The 12,535-nt window shown below is 71.9% G+C and carries 9 protein-coding genes and 1 tRNA gene; 2 read left to right on the top strand and 8 right to left on the bottom strand.

Going from position 1 to position 12,535, the window contains the following annotated elements:
* Positions 1 to 158: 158 nt before the first annotated feature.
* From SAVERM_RS34045 to SAVERM_RS34060, 4 genes are all read right to left on the bottom strand, one after another.
* Positions 159 to 1,184 carry an L-idonate 5-dehydrogenase gene (locus SAVERM_RS34045; protein WP_010988027.1) on the bottom strand — a complete coding sequence of 342 codons (1,026 nt, stop codon included), beginning with the start codon at positions 1,182 to 1,184 and terminating at the stop codon, positions 159 to 161.
* A 12-nt stretch (positions 1,185 to 1,196) separates the two neighbouring features.
* Entirely contained in the window at positions 1,197 to 1,955 is a 759-nt protein-coding gene (locus SAVERM_RS34050) for an SDR family oxidoreductase (protein ID WP_010988028.1), read from the bottom strand.
* 10 nt (positions 1,956 to 1,965) lie between these two features.
* Positions 1,966 to 3,363, bottom strand: a complete 1,398-nt coding sequence (locus tag SAVERM_RS34055; protein WP_010988029.1) for a GntT/GntP/DsdX family permease — start codon at positions 3,361 to 3,363, stop codon at positions 1,966 to 1,968.
* 101 nt (positions 3,364 to 3,464) lie between these two features.
* Positions 3,465 to 4,001, bottom strand: coding sequence for a gluconokinase (locus tag SAVERM_RS34060; protein ID WP_010988030.1), 537 nt, complete (start codon positions 3,999 to 4,001; stop codon positions 3,465 to 3,467).
* Positions 4,002 to 4,132: 131 nt separating this feature from the next.
* Here SAVERM_RS34060 and SAVERM_RS34065 point away from each other — a divergent pair, with 131 nt between their 5' ends.
* The gene (locus SAVERM_RS34065; RefSeq protein WP_010988031.1) at positions 4,133 to 4,834 is read left to right on the top strand and encodes a FadR/GntR family transcriptional regulator; all 702 of its coding nucleotides are present in this window, start codon (positions 4,133 to 4,135) and stop codon (positions 4,832 to 4,834) included.
* An 11-nt stretch (positions 4,835 to 4,845) separates the two neighbouring features.
* Here the strand turns inward: SAVERM_RS34065 and SAVERM_RS34070 are convergent, their stop codons facing one another.
* The 4 genes from SAVERM_RS34070 to SAVERM_RS34085 all read right to left on the bottom strand — a co-directional run bounded on the left by SAVERM_RS34070 (position 4,846) and on the right by SAVERM_RS34085 (position 10,946).
* Positions 4,846 to 5,268 (bottom strand): YchJ family protein, encoded by a 423-nt coding sequence (locus SAVERM_RS34070; RefSeq protein WP_010988032.1) that lies wholly within the window; start codon positions 5,266 to 5,268, stop codon positions 4,846 to 4,848.
* Entirely contained in the window at positions 5,265 to 6,644 is a 1,380-nt protein-coding gene (locus SAVERM_RS34075) for a M1 family metallopeptidase (protein ID WP_037646421.1), read from the bottom strand. The genes SAVERM_RS34070 and SAVERM_RS34075 overlap by 4 nt, the downstream gene beginning before the upstream one ends.
* Positions 6,645 to 6,721: 77 nt before the next feature.
* On the bottom strand, positions 6,722 to 10,597 hold the full coding sequence (locus SAVERM_RS34080) for a Pls/PosA family non-ribosomal peptide synthetase (protein WP_010988034.1): 3,876 nt from the start codon (positions 10,595 to 10,597) through the stop codon (positions 6,722 to 6,724).
* Between the two features lie 261 nt (positions 10,598 to 10,858).
* Positions 10,859 to 10,946, bottom strand: a tRNA-Leu gene (locus SAVERM_RS34085).
* Between the two features lie 187 nt (positions 10,947 to 11,133).
* Here SAVERM_RS34085 and SAVERM_RS34090 point away from each other — a divergent pair.
* Entirely contained in the window at positions 11,134 to 12,459 is a 1,326-nt protein-coding gene (locus tag SAVERM_RS34090) for a M20/M25/M40 family metallo-hydrolase (RefSeq protein ID WP_010988035.1), read from the top strand.
* The last annotated feature ends 76 nt before the right edge of the window (positions 12,460 to 12,535 follow it).

The following is a 12,535-nucleotide window of genomic DNA, read 5'->3' on the forward strand; positions in this document are numbered from 1 at the left end:
CCGCGAGGGGTATCGCCGCGACAGGTATCGCCACGGCGGGTACCGCCCACGGCGGGTATCGCCGCGACAGGTACTCCACGGCGGGTACCGCCACGCTGGCCGTACCCGGCGGCGCCGAACCCGCCGCGCGCCGGCGGCGGGGACCCGGTCCCGGCCCCTCAGACCCCGAAGTCCAGCAGCACCTTGCACGCCTCACCGCGGTCCGCGGCCAGCGCGAACGCCGACTCCGCCTCCTCGAGCGGAACCACCGCGCTGATCAGGGAGTCGAACGCCGGCTCACGCGCCAGCAGGGTCAGCGCCTCGTCGAACTCGTCGGCGAAGCGGAACGCTCCCCGCAGTTCGATCTCCCGGCTGACCACCAGGTTCCCGGCGAACGGCGTCTGTCCGGGCGGCAGCATGCCCAGCTGGACGACCACCCCACCACGCCGCACCAGGCGCAGGCAGGTGTCAAGACCCGCGGCAACCCCGGACGCCTCGACGGCCACGTCGACCGAGTCCGGCCACCCGGCGTCGGCCGGATCGTCGGCGCGTACGACGTCGTCCGCGCCCACCCCGGCGGCGTACGACAGCGCCCGCGGCAGCAGATCCGTCACCGTCACCCGCCCCGCTCCGGCGGCCTTCGCCGCGGCCACCACCAGGCACCCGATCGGCCCGGCCCCCGTCACGAGCACCGGCCGGCCGGCCACCGGCCCCGCCCGCCGTACCGCGTGCAACGCCACCGACAGCGGCTCCGCGAGCGCGGCCCGCCGCAGATCCAGCCCCTCCGGCAGCGCCCTCACCTGCGCGGCGGGTACCACGACCCGCGCGGCGAACCCGCCCTGGACGTGCGGCATACGGGCCGCGCTGCCCAGATAGCGGGTGTCCCGGCACACGTTCGCCCGGCCGTCCGCGCACTCCGGACACACCCCGCACGGCGTCGCCGGGTGCACGGCCACGGCCGTACCCGGCGCGGGACCGGCGGCCCCGGGCCCGTACGAGAGGACCGTCCCCACCACCTCGTGCCCGAGCACCATCGGCTCCCGCAGCCGGAAGTCCCCGACTCCGCCGTGCCGCCAGTAGTGCAGGTCGGAGCCGCATACGCCGCCGTAACGGACGGCGACCAGCGCCTGCCCCGGTCCGGCGGCCGGCTCGGGCAGTTCGTCGACCCGCAGGTCGCCCCGACCGTGGATCACACAACCGAGCATCGTCCGGCCTCTCTAGAGCACACTCGTCATGCCGCCGTCGACGTACAGCACCTGCCCGCTGACGAAGTCCGCCGCGGGAGAGGCGAGGAAGAGCACCCCGCCGACCAGGTCCTCCGTACGTCCCCAGCGCCCGGCCGGGGTGCGGTGCCGCACCCACGCGCTGAACTCCTCGTCCTCGACGAGCGGGCGGGTCAACTCGGTCTCTATGTAGCCGGGGCCGAGCCCGTTGACCTGCACCCCGTACGGGCCCCAGTCCGCGCACATGCCCTTGGTGAGCATCTTCAGCGCGCCCTTGGTCGCCGCGTACGGGGCGATGCCGGGGCGGACGACCTCGCTCTGGAGGGAACAGATGTTGACGATCTTGCCGTGGCCGCGTTCCGTCATACGGCGGGCCGCCTCGCGGCCCACCAGGAACGCGCTCGTCAGATTGGTGTTCAGGATCCGGTGCCAGTCGGAGTCCGTGAACTCCAGGAGCGGGGCGCGCAGTTGTATGCCCGCGTTGTTGACCAGGATGTCGAGCGGACCCACCCGCTCCTCGACCTCCGCGATGCCGGCGGCCACCGACGGACCGTCGGTCACGTCGAACGCGGCCGTACGGACGTCGCCCGGCAGTTCGGCGGCCGCCGCGGTGAGCCGGTCGCCGTCCCGTCCGTTCAGGACGACCGTGCAGCCCGCCTCCAGGAGGCCGCGGGCGAGCGCGCGCCCGATGCCGCGGCTGGAGCCGGTGACCAGGGCCGTACGGCCGGCGATGTCGAAGAGCGGATGGCTCATTCCCGTACTCCTAGATCACGAGGGACAGCAGCAGGACCAGTCCGCCGGCGACCACCGAGATGATGGTCTCCATGATCGACCAGGTCTTGACCGTCTGGCCGACGCTCAGACCGAAGTACTCCTTGACCAGCCAGAACCCGGCATCGTTCACATGGCTGAAGAAGAGCGAGCCCGCCCCGATCGCCAGCACGAGGAGCGAGGTGTGCGCGGTCGACATGTCGGCCGCGAGGGGCGCGACGAGACCGGCCGCGGAGATGGTCGCGACCGTCGCCGAACCGGTCGCGAGCCGGATCGCCACCGCGATCAGCCAGGCCAGCAGCAGCGCCGGGATCGACCAGTCCTTGGAGATCTCCAGGATCATCTGGCCCACACCGGAGTCGATCAGCGTCTGCTTGAAGCCACCGCCCGCGCCGACGATCAGCAGGATGCCCGCGATCGGGGCGAGGGACTTCTCGACGGTCGTCGAGAGGCGCTCCTTGGTGAAGCCGGCCGCGCGGCCCAGCGTGAACATACCGACGATCACGGCCGCGAGCAGCGCGATCAGCGGTGCGCCGATGACGTCGAAGACGCGCTGCACCTGGTGCGTGGGGTCGTCGACGATGATGTCGACCAGGGCCTTTGCCAGCATCAGCACGACCGGCAGCAGCATGGTGGCGAGGGTGGCGCCGAAGCCGGGGCGCTTGTCCAGGTCCTCGGAAGCGCGGGTGGGGATCATGCGGTCGGGAGCCGGAACGTCCACCCAGCGGGCTGCGTATTTCGAGAACACCGGGCCCGCGATGATCACCGTCGGGATGGCGACGAGGACACCGAGCGCCAGCGTGAGGCCGAGGTTCGCCTTGACCGCGTCGATCGCGACCAGCGGGCCGGGGTGCGGCGGGATCAGCCCGTGCATCACGGACAGGCCCGCGAGCGCCGGGATGCCGATCCGCATCAGCGAGTAGTTGCCGCGCTTGGCGACCATCAGCACGACCGGGATGAGCAGCACGATGCCCACCTCGAAGAACAGCGGCAGGCCGATCACGGAGGCGATCAGCACCATCGCCCACGGCATGGCCCGCCCGCCCGCCTTCGCGAGGATCGTGTCGACGATCTGGTCGGCGCCGCCGGAGTCGGCGAGCAGCTTGCCGAGGATGGCGCCCAGCGCGATCAGGACGCCCACACCGGCGACGGTCGAGCCGAGCCCGGCCGTGAAGCTGACGATGGTCTTGTCGAGCGGCGCCCCGGCGAACGCGCCGAGCGCGAGCGAACCGATGGTCAGGGCGAGGAACGCGTGAAGCTTGAACTTGGTGATGAGCAGCACGATGACGGCGATGCCCGCCAGTACCGCGATGCCGAGTTGAGCGTGGCCCGCCGAGGTGATCGGTTCGACGGTGTCCGCTGCCAGCTTCTCGACGCTGAGTCTGGTCACGGGTGGGTCCCTTGTGTGTGAAGAGTGGGGAGAAGAGGGGGATGAGAGGAACTGCGGAGAGTAAGTACTGAGCGGAAGTACCGAGCGGAAGCGCCGGGGGCTTACTTCGCCGGCTGAGAGGCCGGTTCGAGGGCCCGCAGCGCCGTCACGGCCCGCTCGCTGATCTCCTCGGGACCGCCGGTGACATCCACGGCGACCCCGGCCTCGTCCGCCGCCAGCGGCTGAAGCGTGGCGAACTGCGAGTCCAGCAGCGCCGTCGGCATGAAGTGCCCCTGCCGGTGCGACATCCGGTCCTCGATCAGCTCGCGGTCGCCGGTGAGATGCACGAAGACGACGCCGGGCGCCGCGGCCCGCAGCCGGTCGCGGTACGACCGCTTCAGCGCGGAGCTGCTGACCACTCCGCCGAGCCCCGCCCGGCTGTGCGCCCAGGCGCCGATCGCGTCCAGCCAGGGCAGGCGGTCCACGTCGTCCAGCGGCACTCCGGCCGACATCTTGGCGATGTTGGCCGGGGGGTGGAAGTCGTCACCCTCGGCGTAGGGAACGCCGAGCCGGGCGGCGAGCAGCGGACCGATCGTGGTCTTGCCCGTCCCCGCGACGCCCATCACCACGACTACGTGGGGGGTGTGCACCTGTTCCATCACTGCTCTCGCTGTCTTCGTCGACATCTGATGTCGACCACACTGAAACCGATTAGGTACGACGAATTCAAGAGTCTGTGACAAATAAGTCTGACTTTTTGTGCCAGTGATCCACCTCGTACTCTGAGTGCATGACCACACCGGGCCGGGGGCTGCACGGCCATGTACTGGAGACCCTCGGGCCCGCCATCGCCGCGGGCACCTACCCACCGGGAAGCGTGCTGCGCACGGACGAGCTCGCCCAGCGCTTCGAGGTCTCACGCTCCGTGATGCGCGAGGCGGTCCGCGTACTGGAGTCGATGCACCTGGTGGAGTCCCGCCGCCGCGTCGGCGTGACGGTCCGTCCCAAGGCCGAGTGGAACGTGTACGACCCCCAGGTCATCCGCTGGCGACTGGCCGGCGCCGACCGCCCGCACCAGCTGCGCTCGCTGACCGTGCTGCGTTCGGCGGTCGAACCGGCCGCCGCGGGCCTGGCCGCACGGCACGCCACCGCCGATCAGTGCGCGGACCTCACCGAGTGCGCGCTGGGCATGGTCGCCACGTCCCGCGGCCATCAGCTGGAGGCCTATCTGGTCCACGACGTGGCCTTCCACCGGGTGATCCTCAACGCGTCGGGCAACGAGATGTTCGCCCGCCTGGGTGACGTCGTCGCGGAGGTCCTGGCGGGCCGCACCCACCACGAGGTCATGTTCGAGGACCCCGACCCGGCCGCCGTCACGCTCCACGTCCAGGTGGCGGAGGCGGTACGCGAGGGCGACGCCCTCCGCGCCGAGCAGCTCACCCGTGAGATCACGGTCGGCGCCCTCCAGGAACTGGACATCCTGGCGCCGTAGCCACCCGGCGGTTACTCGAAGAACTCCCCGTCGACGTACACCCACGCCCCGCCGATCCGCTCGAACCGGCTCCGCTCCTGGAGCGCACCGCCCCGGTAGGACGCCCGGAACGTGACCGTCCCGGCCGAGTGGAACGCGGACCCCTCCGTCGTCCCCAGGATCTCCAGGCCGGTCCACCGCATCCGCGGGTCGAAGTCGACCTCGGCGGGCCGCGTCCGCGGATGCCAGGTCCGCAGCAGATACGCCTCGTCCCGCCGCACGAAGGCGCAGTACCGCGACCGCATCAGCAACGCGGCGGTGGGTGCGTCGGCGGCACCGGAGTGGAACCGCCCGCAGCACGCCTCGTACACCTCGGGAAGCCCGCACGGACACGAAGCCGGCTGCGGGCGCGACGTGGGGCGCGAAGTGGAACGCGTACGACGGGACTTGCTCATGCGGACCCCGTAATGTGCGGCGGATACGGCGGACGCGCCGGTACCGGCGCGGCGAGGACGGGCAGCGACGGCAGGGCGGTCTCCTCCAGCCACGCGGTGAACAGCTCGTCCAGCGGCTGGGCGGAGAAGCGCGCGGCATGCGTGGTGAACGCGGCGGTGGTCACCACCCCGCCCCGGTGCACACCCGCCCACCCGCGCAGCATCCGGAAGAACGCCTCGTCGCCCAGCGCACAGCGCACCGCGTGCAGCACGAGACCGCCGCGCTCGTAGAGCCGGTCGTCGAACATCAGCTTGCGGCCCGGATCGGCCAGCCGCAGATCCTGCGGCAGCGAGGACAGCTTCCGGTGCGCGAGCGTGGCGAGTTGCTGTGCCGTACGGCCGCCGGAGCGCTCCGACCACAGCCACTCGGCATACTTCGCGAACCCCTCGTTGAGCCAGATGTGCCGCCAGTCGGCGATGGTCACGCTGTTGCCGAACCACTGGTGCGCCAGCTCGTGCGCGACAAGCCGCTCCGAACCCCGCTTCCCGTCCACGTGGTTGGCGCCGAACAACGACAACCCCTGTGCCTCGACGGGGACATCCAGCTCCTCCTCCGTCACGACCACCGCGTACTCGCCGAACGGATACGGCCCGAAGAGCTCCTCGAACAGCTCCGTCATCGCGGGCTGGCGCGCGAAGTCCCGGGAGAACTCGGTCAGCAGATGAGCCGGGATGTGCCCCGTCTGCGGGACACCGCCCAGCCCCGGATCGCCGAGCAGCACCGTCTGGTACTTGCCGATCGACAGCCCGACCAGATAGCTGGACGTCGGCGCCGGCTGCTCGTACACCCAGGTGGTCGTGGACGCCTTCGTCGTACGAGTGAGCAGGCGCCCGCCCGCCACCACCGAGTACGCCGACGGCGTCGTGACCGAGAGCTGGTACGCGGCCTTGTCGGCGGGGCGGTCGTTGCACGGGTACCAGGACGGCGCGCCCACCGGCTGGCTCGCCACCAGCGCACCGTCCTCCAGCTCCTCCCAGCCGAGACCGCCCCAGGCGCTGTTGACCGGCTGGGGATTGCCCGACCAGTGCACCTCCACGGTGAACGCCGCGCCGGCCCGGACCGGCTTCGGCGGACGGATGCGCAGCCGGCCGCCGCGGTGCGTGTAGTGCGGCGCCTTGCCGTCGACCCGGACCCGGCCGATCCGGAAGTCGGCCAGGTTCAGCTGGAACTCGGCGAGCGGAGCCCGGCCCGCTATGGCGTTGAGCCGCGCGGTGCCGGCGAGCCGGTTCGGGCCGGGACGGTAGTCCAGCGTGAGCTCGTAGCGGTGCACCCGGTAGCGGGCATCACCGTTCGTGGGGAAGTACGGATCGGCTTCCGCCTTCTGCCGAGGGCTCACTGCTGCGTCTGCTCCCTGCGCTGGGCTCGTACGTCGTGCCGGTGCACCGTCCTTCGGCCCGGAGCGAGTCACCTCGGTCACGCCCGGGGACGCCACGCCTCGATCGGGTTGCCCAGCCAGCGGGTGTCGTCGGGGACGGATTCCGCCGCCATGACGAGCGACGCGGGTCCCAGCGTGCTGCGCGCCCCGACTGTGCTGCCGGGAAGGACGATTCCGCCCGGGCCCAGAGTGGCGCCCTCACGGAGGACAACAGTATCCGTCCGCAAGATCCGGTCGTGGAAGAGGTGGGTCTGCAGGACACAGCCCCGGTTGACCGTGGTCGCGTCCTCCAGGGTCACCAGGTCCGTCTCGGGCAGCCAGTAACTCTCGATCCACGCGCCCTTGCCGATACGGGCGCCGAGGCCGCGCAGCCACGCCGTCATCAGCGGCGTCCCGGGCACGGATCCCGCCAGCCACGGCACCGCGACGACCTCGACGAAGGTGTCAGCCAGCTCATTGCGCCACACGAAACCGCTCCACAGCGGGTGCTCGCCCGCCCGGTGCCGGCCCACCAGCAGCCACTTCGCCACGACGGACGTCAGGCAGGCGAGCACGCCGGCGCCCAGGAACACGAGTCCGGCCAGCAGCGGCGCCCAGCCGCCCAGCGCGCTCAGCGCGGCGACGGTCAGCACCACCAGCGCCGCCGAGCAGAACACCGGCACGATCCGGCACAGCTCCACGAGCGCCCGTCCCCACAGCAGCCGCGCGGGCGGGTCGTAGGTACGGCTCTGATCGCCGTCCCGCGTCGAACGCGGCAGCTTCACCGGCGGCAGCCCCAGGTACGAGCTGCCCTTCTTCGCCTTCTTCGGGGTCGCCGACAGCACCCCGACCAGCCCACCGTCCGGCACGCTGCGCCCCGGCGCGGTCATCCCGGAGTTCCCGAGGAACGCCCGGCGCCCGATCTGCGCGCGCCCGATCCGCATCCAGCCGCCGCCCAGCTCGTACGGAGCGGTCAGGGTGTCGTCGGCGAGGAACGCGCCCTCGCCGACCGTGGTGAGACTCGGCAGCGCGAGCACGGTGGACACCTCGGCGCCCCGCCCGATCCGCATGCCGAGCAACCGCAGCCACACCGGCGTGATCAGCCCGGCGTACAGCGGGAACAGCGTCTCGCGCGAGCGGTCCATCAGCTGCGTGACCGTCCACGCCTGCCAGCCGGTCCGGCTGTGCGTGGGGTGCGTGCCCTCGCGCAGCCCCAGGCTGAGCAGACGTACGGCGAGCAGAAGCAGCAGGGCGTACGCGCACCCGAAGGCGAGCGTCGCCGGCACCAGGGCGATCGCGGCACCCCGCAGGGCGGCGCCGAGCCCGGCGTCCGGCGCCACGAACACCCCGGCCACCAGCAGGGCGGCCAGCCCCGCGAGCACCGGCAGCGCACTCAGCGCGAACCCGGCCGCGCCGTACATCGCCCGCCAGTACGTGCCACGCCGCGGCCGCTCCTCGGGCCACGCGCGCTTCGCCTTGCCGAGCTTGCCCGCCGGCGCCCCCGCCCAGCGCTGACCGGTGGGAATCTGCCCGGCGACGGCGGAACCGGGCGCCACCTCGGCCCGCTTGCCGACCCGCGCACCCGGAAAGAGGATGCTGCGCGTACCGACCACGGCATGCGCACCGACCCTGACCGGGCCGATCTCGAGGCGGTCGCCGTCCAGCCAGTGGCCCGACAGATCCACCTCGGACTCGACGGCCGCGCCCCGGCCCAGCTTGAGCATCCCGGTCACCGGCGGCAACGAGTGCAGATCCACGTCCGCGCCGACCTTGGCGCCCAGGGCCCGCGCGTACCGCTCCAGCCAGGACCCGGTCAGCGAGGTCGCCCCGCTGAACTCGGCCAGCCGCTCCGCCGTCCACAGCCGCAGATGCACACTGCCGCCGCGCGGGTACCGGCCCGGCCTGAGCCCCCGCAGCAGCAGCCGGGCCCCGCCCGCCGCGATGGCGAGCCGCCCGGGTGGACTGAAGAACAGCACCGCTCCGGCGGTCACCACCCACCAGGAGGCGGACGGCGCCCACGGATACGGGCCGAACCGGTGCAGTACGTTCCCCAGCGCGGCCAGTGCCACCGTCCAGCGCAGCCCGAGCAGCGTGAACAGCGGGATCAGCAGGAGAAGCTGAAGGGCCTTGGCACGCGGCGGGACCGGGGCGATCACGCGGGCCGCTCCGTCGTCCCGCGTGGACCTCTCCAGCCGGCGGGCCAGCTTGCGCAGCACCGGCTGCTGGTAGACGTCGAGGACGGCCGCGCCCGGGTAGCGGGTGCGCAGCCTGGTGGTGAGCTGGGCTGCGGCCAGGCTGCCGCCGCCGATCGCGAAGAAGTCGTCACCGGCGCCGCCGACCGGGATGCCGAGCACTTCGGTCCACTGCTCGGCGAGCCAGGCCTCGGTGCCGTAGAGCTCGGCGGTGGGGGCCTCCACCCCTTCCAGCGGCCAGGGCAGCGCAGTGCGGTCGACCTTGCCGGACGTGCGCGTCGGCAGGTCGGCGACGGGCGCGAGCAGCGGTACGAGGGCGGCCGGCAGCTCGGCGCGCAGCTTCTCGACGGCCGCTGCCTGGTCCCAGCCGTCCTGGGTGACGACATAGCCGACGAGAAGCTGGTTGCCGCTGCGGGCGGTGCGCACGGCGGCGGCCGCGCCCGCGACCCCCGGCAGCGCCTGGAGCGCGGCGTCCACCTCGCCCAGCTCGATCCGACGGCCGCCGAGCTTGATCTGCTCATCGGCCCGCCCGAGGAAGACCAGCCCCTCGGGCTCGGCCCTGACGAGGTCACCGCTGCGGTACGCGCGCGCCCAGCCGAGCGACGCCAGCGGCGCGTACTTCTCCGCGTCCTTCTCGGCGTCGAGATAGCGCGCGAGGCCCACGCCGCCGATCACCAGCTGCCCGCTGCCGCCCATCGGCACCGGCTCCCCGGCCTCGTCGACGACGGCCAGCTCCCAGCCGCCCAGGGGCAGCCCGATCCGGATGGGCTCGTTCCCGGTCAGGAGAGAGGCACAGGCCACGACGGTCGCCTCGGTCGGGCCATAGGTGTTCCAGACCTCGCGCCCCTCGGTGACCAGCCGCTCCGCCAGCTCGGGCGGGCAGGCCTCACCGCCGAAGATCAGCAGCCGTACGTCGCTCAGGGCCTCGGGCTCCCAGAGGGCGGCCAGTGTGGGCACGGTGGAGACGACGGTGATCTCCTGCTCGACTAGCCAGGGCCCGAGGTCGGCGCCACCGCGGACCTGCGAGCGCGGCACGGGCACCAGACAGGCCCCGTACCGCCAGGCCAGCCACATCTCCTCGCAGGAGGCGTCGAAGGCGACGGACAGCCCGGCCATGACCCGGTCACCGGGGCCGATCGGCTCCTCGGTGAGGAAGAGGTCGGCCTCGGCGTCCACGAAGGCGGCGGCGCTGCGGTGACTGACGGCGACCCCCTTGGGCCTGCCGGTGGAGCCGGAGGTGAAGATGATCCAGGCGTCGTGCCCGGTACCGGGCCGCGCGGCGGGGACCCCGGCCGTCCCGTCGACGGTCAGGTGGTGCCCGGCCCCGACGACCGCCCGCACCTCTGCCTCCCCGAAGACCAGTTCGGCGCGCTCGTCGGGGTCCTCGGCGTCCACCGGTACGTAGGCGGCGCCGGCGGCCAGAACGGCCAGGACCGCGATGTACAGATCGTTGGTCCCGGACGGGACACGGACGCCGACCCGGTCGCCGAGGCCGACTCCGGCGGCCGCGAGCCGCCGCCGCAGGGCCTCGATCTCGACGGCGAGCGCACGGTAGGTGAGGCAGCGCCGGCCGTCGTCGAGGGCGGGCTCGTCGGGGTACGCCCGGACGGAGGCGTCGAGAATGTCCACAAGGGTCCGAGGCGAGGCGGGGGAGCCGGCGGAGAAGCGTGCCCGGTCACCGAACTCCGCCCGCACCTCGTCGTCGGACAGCGCGAGTGCGGGGCCTTGCTGGAGGGCAGCCATCGAGTCCTCACGTGTCGTTCCCGGAGCGATCGGGAGCGCTGGTGGGCCCGCAGGGATGCCTGGGGATGTTCCGGTCCAGCGCCGAACAAGCTGGAAACTGTAGTCCGACGCTAGCCGCCGACCAGCACGTCAGCCATGCGAGGAGGCCCTCGACGGACTGCGGAGGCTCTGATTCCGGAGTCCTGCCATGGTCACGGGCGCGTACTCCGCAAAAAACGGTGCCGACTCGATCAGAGTCAGCACCGTTCTGGGATCCTGCTGTGGTGTCCGAGGGGGGACTTGAACCCCCACGCCCGATAAAGGGCACTAGCACCTCAAGCTAGCGCGTCTGCCATTCCGCCACCCGGACAAGGTGTCTGTCGCGCGGGGTTTCCCTCGCGGCGACAGAGGAAACATTACCAGGCTTTCGAGAGCCCCTGATCACCCCCCGTCCCCGCGTGAACGGCGTGTGACGGGCCGGGTCCCGCCTTGGGCGGCGCGGGCCGGCGGAGGGAGGATGAGGGGGACCACCAGCAGCGACAGTGGGAGGAAGCAGCGTGAGCGAGTCGAACACGGCCAGGGGCATCTCTGGCGAGGACGAGGTCGTGGACCTCTGTCGCGAGCTGATCCGGATCGACACCAGCAACTACGGGGACCACTCGGGGCCGGGCGAGCGGAAGGCCGCCGAGTACGTCGCCGAGAAGCTCGCCGAGGTCGGGCTCGAACCGCAGATCTTCGAGTCCCACCAGGGACGCGCCTCCACGGTCGCCCGCATCGAGGGCGAGGACCCGTCCCGGCCCGCGCTGCTCATCCACGGCCACACCGACGTCGTACCGGCCAATGCGGCGGACTGGACCCACCACCCCTTCTCCGGCGAGATCGCGGACGGCTGTGTCTGGGGCCGCGGTGCCGTCGACATGAAGGACATGGACGCGATGACCCTGGCGGTCGTACGCGACCGGCTGCGCACCGGGCGCAGGCCCCCGCGCGACATCGTGCTCGCCTTCCTCGCCGACGAGGAGGCGGGCGGGACGTACGGCGCCAAGTACCTCGTCCAGAAGCACCCCGACCTCTTCGAGGGCGTGACCGAGGCGATCGGTGAGGTCGGCGGGTTCTCCTTCACCGTCAACGAGAAGCTGCGGCTCTACCTCGTCGAGACGGCCCAGAAGGGCATGCACTGGATGCGCCTCACCGTCGACGGCACGGCAGGCCACGGCTCGATGACCAACGACGACAACGCGATCACCGAGCTGTGCGAGGCCGTCGGGCGGCTCGGCCGGCACACCTGGCCGGTGCGGGTCACCAAGACCGTGCGGTCCTTCCTCGACGAGCTCTCCGACGCGCTCGGCACCGAGCTCGACCCGGAGAACATGGACGAGACCCTCGCCAAGCTCGGCGGCATCGCCAAGATGGTGGGCGCCACGCTGCGCAACTCCGCGGCGCCCACCATGCTGGGCGCCGGCTACAAGGTCAACGTCATCCCCGGCCAGGCCACCGCGCACGTCGACGGGCGGTTCCTGCCCGGTCACGAGGAGGAGTTCCTCGCCGACCTCGACCGGATTCTCGGCCCCCGCGTGAAGCGCGAGGACGTGCACGGGGACAAGGCGCTGGAGACCGACTTCGACGGCAGGCTCGTCGACGCGATGCAGAGCGCCCTGAGCGCCGAGGACCCGATCGCCAAGGCCGTGCCCTACATGCTCTCCGGCGGCACCGACGCCAAGTCTTTCGACGACCTCGGCATCCGCTGCTTCGGCTTCGCCCCCCTGAAACTGCCGCCGGAGCTGGATTTCGCGGGCATGTTCCACGGGATCGACGAGCGTGTGCCGGTCGACGGGCTCAAGTTCGGCGTTCGCGTACTCGACCGGTTCATCGACGCGTCCTGACCATTGAGCGAGGCGCCCTCTGAAACGATTACTCAATAATCGGCCGCCCGTGCGGAGTTGACTGAGAAGAGTGAAT

Origin of the sequence: Streptomyces avermitilis MA-4680 = NBRC 14893 (assembly GCF_000009765.2) — a bacterium.
Lineage (GTDB): Bacteria > Actinomycetota > Actinomycetes > Streptomycetales > Streptomycetaceae > Streptomyces > Streptomyces avermitilis.

What these genes read in the sequence shown, in the direction of transcription:
- SAVERM_RS34045 (WP_010988027.1), bottom strand. Translation starts at nt 1,184, where the DNA reads ATGCTCGGTTGTGTGATCCACGGTCGGGGCGACCTGCGGGTCGACGAA.
- SAVERM_RS34050 (WP_010988028.1), bottom strand. Translation starts at nt 1,955, where the DNA reads ATGAGCCATCCGCTCTTCGACATCGCCGGCCGTACGGCCCTGGTCACC.
- SAVERM_RS34060 (WP_010988030.1), bottom strand. Translation starts at nt 4,001, where the DNA reads ATGGAACAGGTGCACACCCCCCACGTAGTCGTGGTGATGGGCGTCGCG.
- SAVERM_RS34065 (WP_010988031.1), top strand. Translation starts at nt 4,133, where the DNA reads ATGACCACACCGGGCCGGGGGCTGCACGGCCATGTACTGGAGACCCTC.
- SAVERM_RS34070 (WP_010988032.1), bottom strand. Translation starts at nt 5,268, where the DNA reads ATGAGCAAGTCCCGTCGTACGCGTTCCACTTCGCGCCCCACGTCGCGC.
- SAVERM_RS34080 (WP_010988034.1), bottom strand. Translation starts at nt 10,597, where the DNA reads ATGGCTGCCCTCCAGCAAGGCCCCGCACTCGCGCTGTCCGACGACGAG.